Source organism: Bradyrhizobium sp. CB2312 (assembly GCF_029714425.1).
GTDB lineage: Bacteria > Pseudomonadota > Alphaproteobacteria > Rhizobiales > Xanthobacteraceae > Bradyrhizobium.
This window is the reverse complement of sequence record NZ_CP121668.1, coordinates 9,564,398-9,581,544: the sequence shown is the minus strand read 5'-3', so window position 1 is coordinate 9,581,544 and position 17,147 is coordinate 9,564,398. Positions and strand designations below refer to the sequence as shown.

The window sequence follows — 17,147 nt, the reverse complement described above, 5'->3', positions numbered from 1 at the left end:
CTTCAGAATCCAGGATCTTGGATCTCGGTACTCAAATCACGGCATCTCGGTCGCGGGCAGGGTGATGGTGAAGGTCGAGCCCTTGCCGGGGCCCTCGCTCTCGGCCGTCACCTCGCCGCCATGCATGTCGATAATACGCTTGACGATGGAAAGCCCAAGCCCCGTCGAGCTCTCACCCGCGGTCGGCTTGGCGGACAGCCGCTGGAACCGGCCGAACAGGCGGCCGAGATCTTCCGGCGACAGGCCCGCGCCTTCGTCGCTGACCCGGATGATGGTGTCGCTGCCCTCATGGGTAACGGTGACGCCGATCTTGCCGCCGATCGGCGAGTACTTGATCGCGTTGCTGATGAGGTTGTCGATCGCTTCGCGGATGCGGTCGGTGTCGCACATGGTGACGATGTTGGGCGGCGCGGTCACGCTGATCGCCTGCTGCTTGTTGACCGCAAGCGGCTGGTTGGCGTCGGCGACCTCTTTCACCAGCGCCGCGACGTCCACCGGCTCGCGGCGGATGGTGATGTCGAAGGCATCGGCCATCGCGTCCGAGATCAGATGGTCGACCATCGTGGTCAGGCGCTTGGTGGCGTCGCGGATGTGATCGACCTGGGCGACCACGCCGCCTTCCGATGCGCCGGTCGAGATCAGCTCCTTCAGCATCTCGGTGCGGCCGAGGATGACGCCGAGCGGGTTCTTCAGATCATGCGCGACGGTGCCCAGAATCTCGTTCTTGAAGCCGTTGGCGCGCTGCAGCCGCAGCCATTGCGCCGAGAGGCGGCGGTTGGCCTGCATCAGCGCGCGGGTGCGCTGGGCGACGCGGTCCTCCAGCTGCGTGTTGGCGTCCTGGAGCTGCTGGTAGAGGATCACGTTGTCGAATGCGATCGAGAGCCGGCTGGAGAAGATCTCGACCAGCGAGCGGTCGGTCTCGGACAATTCGCGCTCGGCCTGGAGCAGCACCACCACCTCGCGGCCGGAGCCGGTGCGCAAATAGATCACGCTGCGGTGGTCGGCGAACTCGTTCTTGCGGCGCTGGAACGCGGCTTCCACCAGCTCGCGCAAATCAGGGTCGAGCGCCCGCGATGAGGTCGTGCCGATGAAACGGCTGTAGCAGCCGCTCCCCGCAAGCACCGAGAGCTCCGGGTCGACGCCGCCATTGTCGCGCAGGACCAGTATACCGGCGCAGTCGACATTGAGCAGCGAGGCGAGCTGGGTCAGCACGCCCTCGGCGAGCCGCTGCATCGACTTGAAGTCGTACAGCGTCGAGGCCGCGTCGATGATGATCTCGAGCCCGCGCCGCGTCTGCACCATGCGCTCGAGCTGCTGGTAGGAGCGCAGCGCCGCGGTCAGCGAGGTGAACAGCTTGTCGGCGGTGAGCTCGGTCTTGGCCTTGTAGTCGTTGATGTCGTACTGCACGATCACGCGCCGCTCCGGCGCCTGGCCGGGCTGGCCGGTGCGCAGGATGATGCGCACGGTCTCGTTCTTGAGCTCGTTGCGGATGAACTCGACCAGCTCGAGGCCGGCGACGTCGGTCTCCATGATGACGTCGAGCAGCACCGCGGCGATGTCGCCGTGCTCGGCCATCAGCTTGCGGCCTTCGGCCGCGGAATGCGCCGAGAGGATCTCCAGGCTCTGGCCGTTGAGGCTGTAATCGGACAGCGCGAAGCGGGTGCCGTCGTGCACGGCCGGATCGTCGTCGATGACGGCGATCTTCCATTTTCGTGCGTTCTGGTCCTCCGGCGCGGTACCGGTGTCGTCGATCAGGTGGAGGACATCGTCCTGTTCGGCCATTGAGAAGTCCCGTCAGTCTCTGTGCTTTGCGTGCCGCCCTTGGCGATCCGCGGCATGATAATCCGAAAAGTAGTACCTTGTCCCAGCTTGGATTCCAGCATCATGCGTCCGCCGAGCTGCTGGGTCACCAGGTTATAGACGATATGAAGGCCGAGTCCCGTGCCACCTTCATTGCGCCGGGTGGTAAAGAATGGGTCAAAGGCCTGGCGTTGCACATCGGGGGTCATGCCGGCCCCGTCATCGGTGAAGATGATCTCGATGTCGTCGGTCCCGCGTGGCCGGGCCGAGATCGTGATGGTGCCGGCGCGCCCGTCGGCGAAGGCATGATTGGCGGCGTTGAGGAAGAGATTGGTCAGGATCTGGCCGTAGGAGCCGGGATAGCCGTCGAGCAGCAGCCCCTCGGGCACGTCGACCTGGAGCGTGATCGGCGAGCGCTTCAGCACGGGCCTGAGGCTTGCGATGATCTGGTCGGTTGCTTCGCTGAGTGAGAACTGCCGCCGCTCGGCATGGGAGCGGTCGACCGCAACCTGCTTGAACGACTGGATCAGTTCGCCGGCGCGGGTGAGGTTGGCGACCAGCTGCTGCGAGGCATCGCGCGAGGACTGCACGAACTCGTCGAGCTGCGAGCGGCGCAGGCCGCCCTCGCCCTTGAGCTGGGCCTCGAAGATCTCGCTGCGCCGGGCAAAGCTCGAGGCGACCGTCAGGCTGATGCCGATGGGGTTGTTGACCTCGTGCGCGACGCCGGCGACGAGGCCGCCGAGCGCGGCGAGCCGCTCCGCGTCGATCAGATTCTGCTGCGCGGCGTTGAGCTCGAGCAGCGCGCTCTCGGCTTTCTCCTTGGAGGCACGCAGCTCGTCCTCGGTCTGGCGCTTGGCGATCGCGTTCTCGCGGAATACCTCCACCGCGCGCGCCATGGCGCCGACCTCGTCGCGTGCCTTGGTGCCCTGCACCTCGCGGTCGAGGTCGCCGAGCGTGATGGCGCGCATCGCCGCCATGATCTGCTGCAGCGGCAGGCGGATCGACAGCGCGATCAAAACGCCTGCGGTGAGGATGATACCGAGGAAGATGACCGCGATCGAGAGCACGCGGCGGGAAATATCGGCGAGCGTGCGGTCGAACGTCTCCTGCGCCTTCTGCTCGCGCTGGCGCATCTTGGTCGAGAGATCGTCGATGGCGCCGATCGCCTCGGCCTGGCTGGCATCGATGGTGTTGCGGAGCAGCTCGGTACGGCTCGCGAGCTGCTCGGACAGCTTTGCAAAGCCCTCGCGCAGCGCCATGGTGCGGGTCGCGAGCTTTTCCAGCGCCATCTTCTGCAGGTCGTTGTCGGCGAGATCGAGCATGACCGGAATGGTCTTCTCGATCGTCTCGGTGTTGCGGCGCGCGTCGTCGGCGGCGCCCGACGACTGCGACAGATAGTAGGAATTGGCCGCGACCAGCATCGCCGTGAAGGCCTCGCGGGACTTGCCGAGCGAGGGCCAGATCAACGCGTCGCGGTGGCCGGTGGCGCCTTCGATGATGGAATAGAGGCCGGCCATGTCCTTGGCCGGGACCTGCACCTGCTCCTCATAGGTTTTGGCGATGGTGGCCTGCACGCTGCGCAGCTCGCCGAAGCCGTTGAGGAAGCGGTCGGTGGTGCGCTCGAGCTCCTCGACCGAGCCCGACAGCATCGGGTCCTTGGCGGCGCGGTTGGTCAGCGTGCCCAGCACGGCCTCACGCAGCAGCAGGATCTCGGCGAACAGGTCCGGGCTCGGCTGGTTGATGTAGCGGTGGATCAGGTTCTGGAGCCGCCCGGTCTCGCTCTCGAGCAGCGCCAGGATGCGGTCGGATTCGCGCACCTGGCGGACGTCGCCCCAGGCCGAGCCCAGCACCTGCGTGCCATTCCAGATCAGCCCGACCAGCACCACCACCACCGCGGAGTTCAGGGCCGCGATCGACAGGATGCGCCAGCGGATCGGCACCGCCCGGAGCAGGCCGACGAGACGCGCGCGCAGCCGCCCGATCGGGCCGGGCGCCCGGTCTGGATGATCGCTGTGTCCAAGCGCAGCCAACGCGGCTCACTCCACCTTGCGAATGCGTTCGATCAGCGCGGCCGCAGCGGGATCGCGCGCGGCCTTGGCGTACACCGCCGCCATCGCGTCCTCGAACGGCTTGTGGTCGATGTCCTTGACGACGGTGATGCCGGCGGCTTCCGCCTTGCGCTGCGACTGGTCCTCGAGGTCGCGCCACTTCTCGCGCATGAAACGGCTGGAGCGAAGCGCCGCCTCGCGGAAGATCTTCTGATCGTCCACCGAGAGGCTCCGCCAGGCCTTGAGCGAGATCACCAGCACCTCCGGGCTCATCGTGTGCTCGGTCAGCGTGTAATGGCCCGCATATTTGTAATGGTCCGTCGTCACGAAGGATGGCCAGTTGTTCTCTGCGCCGTCGATCAGATGGGTCGCAAGCCCGGTGAGCACCTGTCCGTAGGGAAGCTCGACCGGCACGGCGCCGAGCGAGCGGATCATCTCGCTCATCAACTCCGATTGCTGCACCCGGATCCGCAGGCCTTTGAGATCCGCAATGCTCTTCACCGGACGGACGCCGTTGTAGATCGACCGCGCCCCCGAATCGTAGAAAGCGAGCCCGACGAAGCCGTAGGGCTCGAAGCTGCCGAGGATCTCGTCGCCGATCGGCCCGTCCAGCACCTTCTGCATGTGCTCGATGGACCGGAACAGGAACGGCATGGCGAGCACGTTCATGGCCGGAACGAAATTGCCGATCAGGGCTACATTGGTCCGGTTGAGGTCGATCGCGCCGGCCCGCGTTTGCTCAATGGTCTCCTTTTCCTCTCCGAGCTGGCGAGAGTGGAATACCTTGATCTCGTGCCGGCCGCCGGTCCGTTCGCTGATTTGGGCGCCCATGTAGCGCAGCGCCTGGACGGTCGGATAGTCCTCGGTCTGGGTGTCGGCGGCGCGGAATTCGCGCGCCGCGGCGCCCGTCGCACAGATGGCGAGCAGAAGCGCAACGACGATCACCCCGGTCCGCGAGAGTTCGGCACGGTCTAGCACTGGCACACTCAACCCCTCAGAGATGGAGTCTATGGCGGGAGCAGAAGGTTCAATGCAATCTAGCAGATGGTTAAGGGAAGGCCATACCGGCGGAACCCGTCGCGCGATTGTGCGGCGCGGCCGGAGCGCATTCCCGGTTGAAACCGCCAATGCCGGGCCTTAAGCAAAGGCTGCCGCTTCGGTCGTGCGGGCACGGGAAGAGCCATGGTGACTTCAGCATTGCGCCTTTTGCAGGTCGTGGTCGCCGCTGCGGCCCTCACATTCACGTCACAGGCGCAAGCGGCAACCGACATCGCTTGGTGGCACGCGATGTCGGGCGAGCTCGGCAAGCAGCTCGAAAAGCTCGCCGCCGACTTCAACGCCTCGCAGTCGGACTACCGCATCGTCCCGACCTACAAGGGCAACTACACCGAGACGGTGACGGCGGCGATCTTCGCCTTCCGCTCGCGCAGCCAGCCCGCGATCGTCCAGGTCAACGAGGTCGCCACCGCGACCATGACCGCGGCCAAGGGCGCGATCTATCCGGTGTTCAGCCTGATGCGGGACCAGGGCGAGCCGTTCTCGCTGAACGATTACCTGCCCGCGGTCTCCGGCTATTACACCGACGCGAGCGGCAACCTGCTGTCCTTCCCGTTCAATTCCTCGACGCCGATCCTCTACTACAACAAGACCATGTTCCGCGACGCCGGCCTCGATCCGGAGGCGCCGCCAAGAACCTGGCCCGAGCTCGGCGCCGCCGCAAAGCGCCTGCGCGAGCGCGGCGCGGTGTGTGGTTTCACCACGTCCTGGCCGTCCTGGATCCATGTCGAGAATCTTTCCGCGTTCCACAATCTGCCGCTGGCGACCCGCACCAACGGCTTTGCCGGCCTCGATGCGGCGCTCACCATCAACAATCCCGTTCTCGTCAAGCACGTCGCCCAGCTCGCCGAATGGCAGCAGACCAGGGCGTTCGACTATAGCGGCCGCGGGCAGGCGGCCGAGCCGCGCTTCCAGAAGGGCGAGTGCGGCATCTTCATCGGCTCCTCGGCGACGCGCGCCGACATCAAGGCGAATTCGAAATTCGAGATCGGCTACGGCCTGATGCCGTACTGGCCCGACGTGAAGGACGCGCCGCAGAACTCGATTATCGGTGGCGCCACGCTGTGGGTGCTGCGCGATCGGCCGCGCGACGAATACAAGGGCGTGGCGCGGTTCTTCGCCTATCTGTCGCAGCCCGGCGTGCAGGCCGCCTGGCACCAGAACACCGGCTATTTGCCGATCACCCGCGCCGCCTACGAGCTGACGCGCGCGCAAGGCTTTTACGAGCGTAATCCGGGCTCGGCGATCTCGTTCGAGGAGATCACGCTGCATCCGCCGACGGAAAACTCGAAGGGCGTCAGGCTCGGCTCCTTCGTGCTGATCCGCGGCGCGATCGAGGACGAGCTGGAGCAGGCCTTCGCCGGCCAGAAGAGTGCGCAGTCGGCGCTCGATTCCGCGGTCGAGCGCGGCAACAAGCTGTTGCGCCAGTTCGAGCGCGCCAGCCCCGAGCGCTGAAGCGGGCGGACTGTCCGTGGTTCACCTCTCCCCGACCGGGAGAGGTCGGATTGCGCTCGGCGATGCGAAGCATCGTCCAGTGCAATCCGGGTGAGGGGCCGCGGCGCCCAGTGAGACCAAATCCCCTCACCCGGATCGCATCTCCGATGCGCTCCGACCTCTCCCTATGGGAGAGGTGAACCTGGTCCTGGGTGCGCATCGCTTCAACCAAAACTCAGAATCCGCTCGGACATCACGCAACCCGGAAGTGTGTGCGACCTCACACGCAACGGCTCCGCCGCCTGCGATAATCTCGCATGCGTGACGCCAGGCTGGCGTCAGTGCATGCCGCTCGCCGGCAGGAATGATCTCGAGATTGTTTCATCCATCCATATTCGGAAAGTGCAATGGAGATCCCTCAATGCCCTGCACATGTTGCATCATCCCGAACGACGTTCTGACCAAGCTCTCCCAGGACAAGAAGCTGTCCGCCCCGCTGCGCAAGCAGCTGGTCGACACGGTCCAGATCAGCCATGAACTGCGCGAATTGCGCAACCAGGCCGCCAGATTGACCAGCGTTGCGACGGCGCGTTCCGCCGGCCTCGTGACGCTGGCTACCACGCCGGCCGTCACAGTCTACGACTGCAAGCACACCCAGACGCTGCCGGGCACGCCCGTGCCGAGGCCGAAGACGTCCTCGGACGGGTCGGTCAAGCGCACCGTCAACCAGACCTCCAAGGTCGCGAAATTCTACCAGCAGGTCTTCAACCGCAACTCGATCGACGATCACGGCATGACCATGATGTCGTCGGTCCATTTCGGCGAGAAGTACAACAACGCGATGTGGAACGGCTCGCAGATGGTCTATGGCGACGGCGACGGCAGCCTCTTCGTCGACTTCACCAGGGGCAACGACGTCATCGGCCATGAGCTCACCCATGGCGTGACCCAGCACAGTCTCCAGCTTGCCTATAGCGACGATGCCGGCGGCCTCAACGAGAGCATCTCCGACTGCTTCGGCTCGATGTTCCGGCAGTGGGAGGCCAAGCAGGACGTCAAGAAGGCCGACTGGCTGATCGGCAAGGACATCATGGGGCCGGCCGCCAAGAAGAGGGGGTTCACCTGCCTGCGCGACATGGCCAATCCTGCCGCCAAGCACTGCCTCGCGCCGCAACCGACCAAATATTCGCAAATCACGCCGGGCATGGATCCGCATTATTCCAGCGGCCCGCCGAACCTCGCCTTCTGCACGGCCTGCACGACGCTCGGCGGAAACAGTTGGGCCAGGATCGGGCAGGTGTGGTACCTTGCGCTGACCGGCTTCGGGCCGGCGCCGCACATGACGATGAAGGCGTTTGCGGCGCGGACCCGGCAGGGTGCCCAGACGTTGTATCCCGGCGATGCCGCGGTCTTCGCCGCCGTCGATGCGGGATGGAAGAAGGTCGGGCTGTAGACCGGTTGCAGCGCTACGAAAGGAAGGAAGCGTGGATCGCTTGAAGATCGAGCGCGTCGGAGGGTTCGCCGGATTCGGCGGCCCTCACCTCAAGAGTCGTGGTGAAGTCACCTTGTCGGATCTGTCGCCCGCCGACCAGCAGACGATGGAGCAGCTGTTTGCCGATCCCGGCAAGATCCCTGCGGCGCATCCGGGTCAGGCCGACGCGTTCACTTACAAGATCACGCGCGGTGCCAGGACAATCGAGGTCCCCGAGCACGCGGTCCCGGCCACCGTCAGGAACAGCGTCAAGGATGTCCTGGAATAAGACCAGATCGGCGCTGTGATGGAGCAGACGTTGTCGCCGGATTCGGCCGGGGCCTGGGGCGCCGCCGCTTCGACCGACCTTCATGCCTACCGCGCCTTGCGCGCCGACAGCTCGCGCTGGCTGCCGGTCGCGCGCGACATCGCGCGCAGCCATGGTCTCGATGTCGGCGCGCCGCATGTGTTTGCAACCGGCACCAATCTCGTGGTCGGGCTCGGTGATCGCCTGATCCTGAAGATCTTCCCGCCGCTGCTCCGCGCGCAATTCGTCTCCGAGCGCGGCTCGCTGACGCAGCTCAGGGGGCATCTGGATCTGCCGATACCCGAGATCGTCGCCGAAGGACAGCGTGACGGCTGGCCCTATCTCGTCATCACGCGCCTTGCCGGCACGCTCGGCTCGGAGGTGTGGCCGCAACTGCCGGAAGACCAGAAGGAGCGTGTGCTGCGCCAGATCGGCGAGACCATCGCCGCCGTGCAGCGCGCGCCGCTCGGTCCTCTCGCGAACGTCGAGCCGCGCTGGGACGCATTCATGCGCGCCCAGATGCAGGGTTGCCGCGCGCGGCACGAGCGTCTCGGCCTTGCGCCGAAATTCCTCGCAGGTCTCGACGATCTCCTCCGCGACGCCGCCGAGCTGATTCCGATGGATGCCCCACCGGTGATCCTGATCGGCGAATACATTCCGGAAAATTTCCTGCTCGCCTGCAATGACGGCAGCTGGTCGCTTGCCGGCCTGTTCGACTTCGGCGACGTGCTTGCCGGATGGCGCGACTACGATCTGCTCGGCCCCAGCGCCTTCATGGCGGCGGGCCGGCCGGGCAGGGTGCGCAGCCTGCTCGAAGGCTTCGGCTATGCCAAGCCGGACCACGCGCTGAAGCGCAGGCTGATGGCCTTGATGCTGCTGCACCGTGCCAGCGACCTCAACAGCCACATCTGCATCGAGGGCTGGCAGGACAAGGCGAACGATCTGGTCGAATTGCAGGATTTGATCTGGGCGGAGTGATGACTCCAGTCGTCCAGTCGTCATTGCGAGCGCAGCGAAGCAATCCAGAATCTTTCCACCGAGACAGTCTGGATTGCTTCGCTGCGCTCGCAATGACGAGGTTGAGGCACAAGTTTTGATTCTTTCGGGGCCCCATCCTGCAAATGAGGATGATGTCTTGCGAGAAATGGTGACAAAACGGGCTATCGATCACTTCCGCCTATTTTGTAGTCAAAATCAGATCTTTGTATGCAAAGATTGGGTCTGCTCAGAAAGCGCCCGGCGGCCAAATTGGGTCAATCCCATTATAGATCAATGATTTAAGTGGCGTGTAAGCTTCCGTTAAGCCTTGGCACGAACCTTGCGAATCCAGTTCCAACCAAAAACCTTTGAGTTGGAGCATCCCAATGAAGCGCCGCGATTTCCTCAAATCCGTGTCCGGATTGGCCGCTGGCGCGGCGCTTCCGGCCATGCCGCAGGTGATCTCCACCGCCTACGCCGATGCGCGCTCGGAGACGCTGCTGATCGTCTCGGAAGGCGGCCCCAACAATCTCGACATCCACGGCGTCGGCACCAACGTGCCCGGCTATGAGGTGTCGTGGAATTGCTACGACCGCCTGATCAGCCACGAGATGAAGAGCGGTCCCGGCGGCGTGCCCTATTACGACCGCGACAAGTTCAAGGGCGAGCTCGCCGAGGAGTTCAAGATCGACGACATGTCGGTCACCTTCAAGCTGCGCAAGAACGCCAAATTCCACGACGGTACGCCCGTCACCGCCAAGGACGTGAAGTGGTCGCTCGACCGCGCCGTCAGCGTCGGTGGCTTCCCGACCTTCCAGATGAGTGCGGGCTCGCTGACCAAGCCGGAGCAGTTCGTCGTGATCGACGACTACACCGTGCGCGTCGACTTCCTGAAGAAGGACAAGCTGACGATCCCCGATCTCGCCGTAATCGTGCCCTGCATCGTCAATTCGGAGCTGGTGAAGAAGAACGCCAGCGAGAAGGATCCCTGGGGCCTCGAGTTCACGAAACAGCAGACCGCGGGCTCCGGCGCCTACAAGGTGACGAAGTGGACCGCCGGCACCGAAGTCATCATGGAGCGCAACGAGGATTGGGTCGGCGGTCCGCTGCCGAAGATCAAGCGCGTGATCTGGCGCATGGTGCCGCAGGCCGGCAACCGCCGCGCGCTGCTGGAGCGCGGCGATGCCGACATCTCCTATGAGCTGCCGTTCAAGGATTTCCAGGAGATGAAGGCGAACGGCAAGCTCAACGTGGTGTCGCTGCCGTTCTCCAACGGCATCCAGTATATCGGCATGAACGTGACCAAGCCGCCGTTCGACAATCCCAAGGTGCGGCAGGCCGTCGCCTATGCGCTGCCGTACCAGAAGATCATGGACGCGGTGCTGTTCGGCCTCGGCAATCCCATGTTCGGCGCGCCCAAGGACAAGCCGACGGAAGTCGCCTGGCCGCAGCCGCACAAATACAACACCGACATGGAGAAGGCGAAGGCGCTGCTGGCGGAAGCCGGCTACGCCAACGGCTTCGAGACCACGATCTCCTTCGACCTCAACTTCGCTGGCGTCAACGAGCCGCTTTGCGTGCTGGTGCAGGAGAGCCTCGCGCAGATCGGCATCAAGGCCACCATCAACAAGGTGCCTGGCGCCAACTGGCGCACCGAGCTCAACAAGAAGGAGATGCCGCTCTTCACCAACGTGTTCTCGGGCTGGCTCGATTACCCCGAGTACTTCTTCTACTGGTGCTATCACGGCAACAATTCCGTCTTCAACACCATGAGCTACAAGTCGGCGGAGATGGACAAGCTGATCGACGGCGCGCGCACGGCCGCCGCCACCGGCGACACCGCGACCTACGATGCCGACGTGAAGGGTTTCGTCGATCTCGCCTACACCGACATCCCGCGCATCCCGCTGTACCAGCCCTTCGTCAACGTCGCGATGCAGAAGAACATCAGCGGCTATCAGTACTGGTTCCACCGCCGCCTCGATTACCGCGCGATGGCGAAGGGGTGAGGCGGCATGCTGATCGTCGGAGACGCATCGGCACGAGTTGGTTTTGGTGATCGAAGTGAGATGGCCCCCACTCTCTCGCTCCCTCCCCCCTTGCGGGGGAGGGTCGGGGAGAGGGGTAGCCACGAACTCAGACCCCTCCCGGAGCCACCCCTCTCCCTAGCCCTCCCCCGCAAGGGGGGAGGGAACGCAGCGGAGCGTGGGGCGAGGTTGTTGTCAGAGATCGAGAGTGTCGATCTCAACGTATCGGCATCTGTTGGTCCTGTTGATTTGAGTGAGGCGACCCCCGTCCTCTCGCTCCCTCCCCCTTGCGGGGGAGGGTCGGGGAGAGGGGTAGCCACCAACTCAGACCCCTCCCGGGGCCACCTCTCTCCCTAGCCCTCCCCCGCAAGGGGGGAGGGAACGCAGCGGAGCAAGCCGCTCGCGTTAGCCCCCAATCGCCGAGAAGGAGAGCGCTCCCATGCTGACCATGATCGGCAAGCGCCTGATGTTTGCGATTCCCTCGCTGATCGGCGTCGTCATCGTCACCTTCCTGCTGACGCGCGCGCTGCCAGGCGATCCCGCCGCCTACTTCGCCGGTCCCGCCGCGACCAAGGAAGCCGTCGAGCAGATCCGCAAGAAGCTCGGTCTCGACAGGCCACTGATCGAGCAGTTCTTCCGCTACACCAACGATCTCGCCCATGGCGATTTCGGCAACTCGCTCACCACAGGCCAGCCCGTTGCGACCGAAATTCGCAACCGCCTGCCGGCTTCCGCCGAGCTGACACTGCTCGGCCTGATCGTCTCGATCGTGATTGCCATTCCGCTCGGCGTGTTAGCTGCAACACGACCGGGGTCATGGATCGACCATCTCTGCCGGGTCACGACGACAGCGGGCGTGTCGTTGCCGGTGTTCTTCACCGGCCTCGTGCTGGTCTACGTCTTCTATTTCCGCCTCGGCTGGTCGCCCGCGCCGCTCGGCCGTCTCGACGTGTTCTACAGCGCGCCGCCGACGGTGACCGGCTTCTATCTGATCGACACGCTGCTCGCGCGCGACCTTGAGGCATTCCGCTCGGCGCTGAGCCAGCTCATCCTGCCGGCGACGACGCTGGCGATCTTCTCGCTGGCGCCGATCGCGCGCATGACCCGCGCCTCGATGCTGGCGGTGCTGGCGTCCGAGTTCGTCCGCACCGCGCGTGCCAGCGGGCTGTCACCGTCGACCGTCATCGTCACCTACGCTTTCCGCAACGCGATGCTGCCCGTGATCACCACGCTCAGCATGGTGTTCTCGTTCCTGTTAGGGGCCAACGTGCTGGTGGAAAAAGTCTTCGCCTGGCCCGGCATCGGCTCCTATGCGGTGGAAGCACTGATCTCGTCGGACTTCGCACCGGTGCAGGGTTTTGTCCTCACCATGGCGGTGATGTACGTGCTTTTGAATCTCGTGATCGACATTCTCTATGGCGTGATCGATCCGCGCGTCAGGTTGGAGGGCTAAATCATGAGCTCCGTTGCACCTGCTGTTGAACCTGTCGGTCCCGCCCGCACCTCGGGACTATCAGCGATCCTCGAACAGACCCGCTACGTCCTCAGCGAGAACAAGGTCACCGGCTTTGCCTTCGCACTGCTGATCCTGATCCTCACTGCTGCGATTTTCGGCCCCTATGTCGTGCCGTATGATCCGCTCGCCTCCGACACGGCTGCGGCACTGAAGCCGCCGTCGGCGGCGCATTGGTTCGGCACCGACCAGCTTGGCCGCGATATCTTCAGCCGCGTCATCGTCGCAACACGGCTCGATACGTTCATCGCGGTCGCTTCCGTCGCGCTGGTGTTTTTGATGGGCGGCCTCGCCGGCATTGCGGCCGGCTATTTCGGCGGCTGGACCGATCGTATTGTCGGCCGCATCGCCGATACCATCATGGCCTTCCCGCTGTTCGTGCTGGCGATGGGCATCGTTGCCGCGCTCGGCAACACCGTGCAGAACATTATTCTGGCCACCGCGATCGTGAACTTCCCGCTCTACGCCCGCGTCGCGCGGGCCGAAGCGAACGTGCGCCGCAACGCCGGCTTCGTGCAGGCCGCGCGCTTGTCCGGCAACGGCGAATTCCGCATCCTCCTGGTGCACATCCTGCCGAACATCATGCCGATCATGATCGTGCAGATGTCGCTGACCATGGGCTACGCCATCCTCAATGCGGCGGGCCTCTCCTTCATCGGCCTCGGCGTCCGCCCGCCGACGGCAGAATGGGGCATCATGGTTGCCGAAGGCGCGGGCTTCATGGTCTCAGGCGAATGGTGGATCGCGCTGTTCCCCGGCCTCGCGCTGATGATCGCCGTGTTCTGCTTCAACCTCCTCGGCGACGGCCTGCGCGACATCGTCGACCCGCAGCGGAGGACGTGAGCGATGATCGAGTGTGCGGAAAAAAGCGCGGCGCTTAGAGGTGAGGTGGCCACCGCTCTCTCATTCCCTCCCCCCTTGCGGGGCCCGAGGCGAGCGAAGCTCGCTCTCGAGGGCAGGGAGAGGGGTAGCCACGAACTCCGACCTCGCTTGGGGCTACCCCTCTGCCCAACCCTCCCCCGCAAGGGGGGAGGGGGCGAGAGGCCCGTGCCCGCCTCACGCGCAAAATTCTCCAATGATTACAACGCCCGTTCTACTGTGCATGGGGTTGTTTTCGCGCCTTTGAATGTCGGGAGGCCCGCATGACCGCCCAGCCGCTGCTCGACGTGCAGGACCTCACGGTCGAATTCACCACCCGCCGCGGCATCGTCAAAGCCGTGCAGCACGTCAACATCTCCGTCGCCAAGGGCGAGACGCTCGCCATCGTCGGCGAATCCGGCTCCGGCAAGTCAGTGACCTCCTACGCGGTGATGCGCATCCTCGACCGCGCGGGGCGGATCGCCGAGGGCTCGGTGATGTTCTCCGGCATCGACGTGAAGGCCGCGAGCGAGGACCAGATGCGCGACCTGCGCGGCCGCGAAGTCTCGATGATCTTCCAGAATCCGCGCGCGGCGCTGAACCCGATCCGGAAAGTCGGTGACCAGATCGAGGACGTGCTGCGCACCCATGTCCAACAGGCCCAGGTCACAGATGGCGGCGAGAAGGCGATCGAGGCGCTGGAGCAGGTCAAGATCGCGCGCCCGCGCGAACGCTACCACGCCTATCCGTTCGAGCTGTCAGGCGGCATGTGCCAGCGCGTCGTCATCGCGCTCGCGCTCGCCTGCAATCCGCAGCTCCTGATCGCGGACGAGCCGACCACCGGCCTCGACGTCACCACGCAGAAGGCGGTGATGGACCTGATCGTCGAGCTGACCAAACGCAAGGCGATGTCGACCATCCTGATCACCCACGATCTGGGTTTGGCCGCCGCCTATTGCGACCGCGTCGTGGTGATGGAAAAGGGCCGCGTCGTCGAGACCGCCATGGCCGCCGACATCTTCGCGAGCCCGCAGCACCCCTACACGAAAAAGCTGATGCGCGCGACGCCGCGGCTCGGCGTGTCTTTGCGGGATCTGCTGCCAGAGGAGGAGGGCGCGACCGTCATGGCCGGGCTTGACCCGGCCATCCATCACGCTTCGAAAGATTCGTCTCAGTCGATGGACCCCCGGGTCAAGCCCGGGGGTGACGAGACTCCCAAGCCCCTCCTCCTCATCGACAAGCTCGTGAAGGAGTATCCCCGCCAGGGCGCCACCGCCGTGCTCGGCAAGCTGTTCGGCCGCAAGCCGCCGGTCGAGCCCGACATGTTCCGCGCGGTGGACGGCATCAGCTTCGCGATCGGTCACGGCGAGAGCGTCGGCCTCGTCGGCGAATCCGGCTGCGGCAAATCGACCACGTCGATGATGGTGATGCGCCTCCTGGACCAGACCTCCGGCCTGATCCAGTTCGACGGCGAGGACATCTCCGGCATCGCGCCATCAGCCTTCGCCCGCCTGCCGCAGCGCAGCCGCATCCAGATGGTGTTCCAGGACCCGACAGACAGCCTCAACCCGCGCTTCACCGCCGCCCGCGCCATCGCCGATCCGATTTTGCAACTCGGCGACATCAAGGGGCGCGACGCGCTCCGCGCCCGCTGCGAGGAGCTGGCGACCATGGTCGGCCTGCCGCACAATCTGCTGGATCGTTTCCCGCACCAGCTCTCCGGCGGCCAGAAGGCTCGCGTCGGCATCGCCCGCGCCATCGCGTTGCATCCAAAGCTCGTCATCCTGGACGAGCCGACAGCCGCGCTCGACGTCTCGGTGCAGGCCGTCGTGCTGAACCTGCTTCAGGATCTCAAGCAGCGGCTAGGCATGAGTTATTTGTTCGTCTCGCATGATTTGAATGTGGTGCGCTTGCTGTGCGATCGTGTCATTGTGATGCGGACGGGACGGATCGTCGAAGAGGGCTCCTCCGAGCAGGTCTTGAGCGATCCGCAGGACGACTACACCAAGGAGCTGCTGACGGCGATCCCGCATCCGCCGCTGCCGGTGCACTGAAATCAGCTTGAGAGAGTGATGGCCGAACCTCTGGACGATTACATCGACGCCGTATCGAAAGCGCTGGCGCTGCCGGTGGAGGAGGCCTGGCGGCCCGCGGTGCGCGCCAATTTGGAAGTGTCGCTACGGCTTGCCCGCCTCGTCGACGAATTCGCGCTGCCGGACGAGACCGAGCCGGCGCCGATCTTCACGGCCTGATGCTGCCATGACCACCAAGCCAGAGATGACGGCGGCGGAAATCGCGAGCGCGGTTGCGACCCGCAAGATGTCGGCGCTCGATGCCACCGAGGCAGCCCTTGCGCGCATCAAGCAGCACGACACCACCCTCAATTCCTTCACCGACGTCACCGCCGATCGCGCCCGCGCCAAGGCGCGCGCGATCGATGCTGATATCGCCGCCGGCAAGACCGTCGGCCCGCTCGCCGGCGTGCCCTTCGCAGTGAAGAACCTGTTCGACGTCGCGGGCCTGCCGACGCGGGCCGGCTCGAAGATCAACCGCGACCTCGCGCCGGCCAAGCACGATGCGACGCTGATCGCGCGCATGGAAGCCGGCGGCGCAGTTCTCGTTGGCGCGCTCAACATGGGTGAATACGCCTACGACTTCACCGGCGAGAACGTCCATGACGGCCCCTCGCGCAACCCGCATGACACCACGCGGATGACCGGCGGTTCCTCCGGCGGTTCCGGCAGCGCCGTCGGCGGCGCGCTGGTGCCGATCGCGCTTGGCTCGGACACCAATGGTTCGATCCGCGTGCCCTCCTCGTTCTGCGGCATCTTCGGCCTGAAGCCGACCTATGGCCGGCTGTCGCGGGCGCGCTCCTTCCCGTTCGTCGCGAGCCTCGATCATCTCGGTCCGCTCGCGCGCTCCGTCACGGATCTCGCGCTCGCTTACGATGCGATGCAGGGACCGGATGCCGATGACGGCGCCTGCACGACGCGTGGGCTGGAGCCGACGCTGCCGCTGATCGCCAATCCGATCTCGGATCTGCGCATCGCGATTGCCGGCGGCTATTTCCAAAAGAACGTCTTTCCGGAGGCCGTCGAGGCCGTCAGCCGCGTCGCCAAGGCGCTTGGCGCAACGCAAGTGATCGATGTTCCCGAAGCCGCCCGCGCCCGCGCCGCGGCTTACGTCATCACCACCACCGAAGGCGCTTCGCTGCATCTCGATCGCCTGCGCAAGCGACCCAACGATTTCGATCCGGCCGTGCGCGACCGTCTGATCGCAGGCGCGATGGTGCCGGCGTCTTTGGTCGACCGCGCGCAAAAATTCCGCCGCTGGTATCGCGGCCAGCTCGCCGAGATATTCAAGTCGGTCGACGTGCTGCTGGCGCCGGCGACGCCCTGCACCGCGCCGAAGCTCGGCCAGGTCAATTTCAATCTCGACGGCGTCGAATTGCCGGTGCGCGCCAATATCGGCGTCCACACCCAGCCGATCTCCTTCATCGGTCTGCCGGTGGTGGCGGTGCCGGTGCCGCTCGAGCCGATGCCGATCGGGGTGCAGATCATCGCTGCGCGCTGGCGCGAGGACATTGCGCTCCGCGTCGCATACGCATTGGAACAAATGGGCGTGGCATCCGCGCCGTCGCCGAGAGGAATTTAAG

13 protein-coding genes are annotated in these 17,147 nt (G+C 65.0%); 10 read left to right on the top strand and 3 right to left on the bottom strand.

What is annotated here, in order from left to right:
• Positions 1-36 precede the first annotated feature (36 nt).
• From QA642_RS45605 to QA642_RS45595, 3 genes are read right to left on the bottom strand one after another with little or no spacing between them, the layout of a single operon-like run.
• Positions 37-1,782, bottom strand: a complete 1,746-nt coding sequence (locus QA642_RS45605) for a DUF3369 domain-containing protein (protein WP_283082664.1) — start codon at positions 1,780-1,782, stop codon at positions 37-39.
• Positions 1,752-3,782: a HAMP domain-containing sensor histidine kinase gene (locus QA642_RS45600; RefSeq protein ID WP_283087113.1), complete on the bottom strand. Its 2,031-nt coding sequence runs from the start codon at positions 3,780-3,782 to the stop codon at positions 1,752-1,754. Before QA642_RS45600 ends, QA642_RS45605 begins: the two co-directional genes overlap by 31 nt.
• 54 nt (positions 3,783-3,836) lie before the next feature.
• Positions 3,837-4,832 (bottom strand): TRAP transporter substrate-binding protein, encoded by a 996-nt coding sequence (locus tag QA642_RS45595; RefSeq protein WP_283082663.1) that lies wholly within the window; start codon positions 4,830-4,832, stop codon positions 3,837-3,839.
• 198 nt (positions 4,833-5,030) lie between these two features.
• On the opposite strand from QA642_RS45595, the gene ugpB reads away from it, so the two are divergent.
• From ugpB to QA642_RS45545, 10 genes are all read left to right on the top strand, one after another.
• Positions 5,031-6,359, top strand: a complete 1,329-nt coding sequence (gene ugpB, locus QA642_RS45590; RefSeq protein ID WP_283082662.1) for a sn-glycerol-3-phosphate ABC transporter substrate-binding protein UgpB — start codon at positions 5,031-5,033, stop codon at positions 6,357-6,359.
• A gap of 400 nt (positions 6,360-6,759) precedes the next feature.
• On the top strand, positions 6,760-7,791 hold the full coding sequence (locus tag QA642_RS45585; RefSeq protein WP_283082661.1) for a M4 family metallopeptidase: 1,032 nt from the start codon (positions 6,760-6,762) through the stop codon (positions 7,789-7,791).
• Between the two features lie 40 nt (positions 7,792-7,831).
• Positions 7,832-8,098: a protealysin inhibitor emfourin gene (locus QA642_RS45580; protein WP_283082660.1), complete on the top strand. Its 267-nt coding sequence runs from the start codon at positions 7,832-7,834 to the stop codon at positions 8,096-8,098.
• An 18-nt stretch (positions 8,099-8,116) separates the two neighbouring features.
• Positions 8,117-9,094: an aminoglycoside 3'-phosphotransferase/choline kinase family protein gene (locus tag QA642_RS45575; protein ID WP_283082659.1), complete on the top strand. Its 978-nt coding sequence runs from the start codon at positions 8,117-8,119 to the stop codon at positions 9,092-9,094.
• Between the two features lie 386 nt (positions 9,095-9,480).
• Positions 9,481-11,103, top strand: coding sequence for an ABC transporter substrate-binding protein (locus QA642_RS45570; protein ID WP_283082658.1), 1,623 nt, complete (start codon positions 9,481-9,483; stop codon positions 11,101-11,103).
• A gap of 457 nt (positions 11,104-11,560) precedes the next feature.
• Positions 11,561-12,574 carry an ABC transporter permease gene (locus QA642_RS45565; RefSeq protein ID WP_283082657.1) on the top strand — a complete coding sequence of 338 codons (1,014 nt, stop codon included), beginning with the start codon at positions 11,561-11,563 and terminating at the stop codon, positions 12,572-12,574.
• Positions 12,575-12,577: 3 nt separating this feature from the next.
• Positions 12,578-13,477 carry an ABC transporter permease gene (locus QA642_RS45560; protein WP_283082656.1) on the top strand — a complete coding sequence of 300 codons (900 nt, stop codon included), beginning with the start codon at positions 12,578-12,580 and terminating at the stop codon, positions 13,475-13,477.
• Positions 13,478-13,776: 299 nt separating this feature from the next.
• Positions 13,777-15,546, top strand: a complete 1,770-nt coding sequence (locus tag QA642_RS45555) for an ABC transporter ATP-binding protein (RefSeq protein ID WP_283082655.1) — start codon at positions 13,777-13,779, stop codon at positions 15,544-15,546.
• A gap of 18 nt (positions 15,547-15,564) precedes the next feature.
• Positions 15,565-15,744, top strand: coding sequence for a DUF4089 domain-containing protein (locus QA642_RS45550; RefSeq protein WP_018316853.1), 180 nt, complete (start codon positions 15,565-15,567; stop codon positions 15,742-15,744).
• A 7-nt stretch (positions 15,745-15,751) separates the two neighbouring features.
• Positions 15,752-17,146: an AtzE family amidohydrolase gene (locus tag QA642_RS45545; protein ID WP_283082654.1), complete on the top strand. Its 1,395-nt coding sequence runs from the start codon at positions 15,752-15,754 to the stop codon at positions 17,144-17,146.
• Position 17,147: the final 1 nt, after the last annotated feature.

Bases quoted from the DNA above. Each gene is read 5' to 3' on its own strand.
- QA642_RS45605 (WP_283082664.1), bottom strand. From the start codon at position 1,782: ATGGCCGAACAGGACGATGTCCTCCACCTGATCGACGACACCGGTACC.
- ugpB (WP_283082662.1), top strand. From the start codon at position 5,031: ATGGTGACTTCAGCATTGCGCCTTTTGCAGGTCGTGGTCGCCGCTGCG.
- QA642_RS45585 (WP_283082661.1), top strand. From the start codon at position 6,760: ATGCCCTGCACATGTTGCATCATCCCGAACGACGTTCTGACCAAGCTC.
- QA642_RS45575 (WP_283082659.1), top strand. From the start codon at position 8,117: ATGGAGCAGACGTTGTCGCCGGATTCGGCCGGGGCCTGGGGCGCCGCC.
- QA642_RS45570 (WP_283082658.1), top strand. From the start codon at position 9,481: ATGAAGCGCCGCGATTTCCTCAAATCCGTGTCCGGATTGGCCGCTGGC.
- QA642_RS45565 (WP_283082657.1), top strand. From the start codon at position 11,561: ATGCTGACCATGATCGGCAAGCGCCTGATGTTTGCGATTCCCTCGCTG.
- QA642_RS45560 (WP_283082656.1), top strand. From the start codon at position 12,578: ATGAGCTCCGTTGCACCTGCTGTTGAACCTGTCGGTCCCGCCCGCACC.
- QA642_RS45555 (WP_283082655.1), top strand. From the start codon at position 13,777: ATGACCGCCCAGCCGCTGCTCGACGTGCAGGACCTCACGGTCGAATTC.
- QA642_RS45550 (WP_018316853.1), top strand. From the start codon at position 15,565: ATGGCCGAACCTCTGGACGATTACATCGACGCCGTATCGAAAGCGCTG.
- QA642_RS45545 (WP_283082654.1), top strand. From the start codon at position 15,752: ATGACCACCAAGCCAGAGATGACGGCGGCGGAAATCGCGAGCGCGGTT.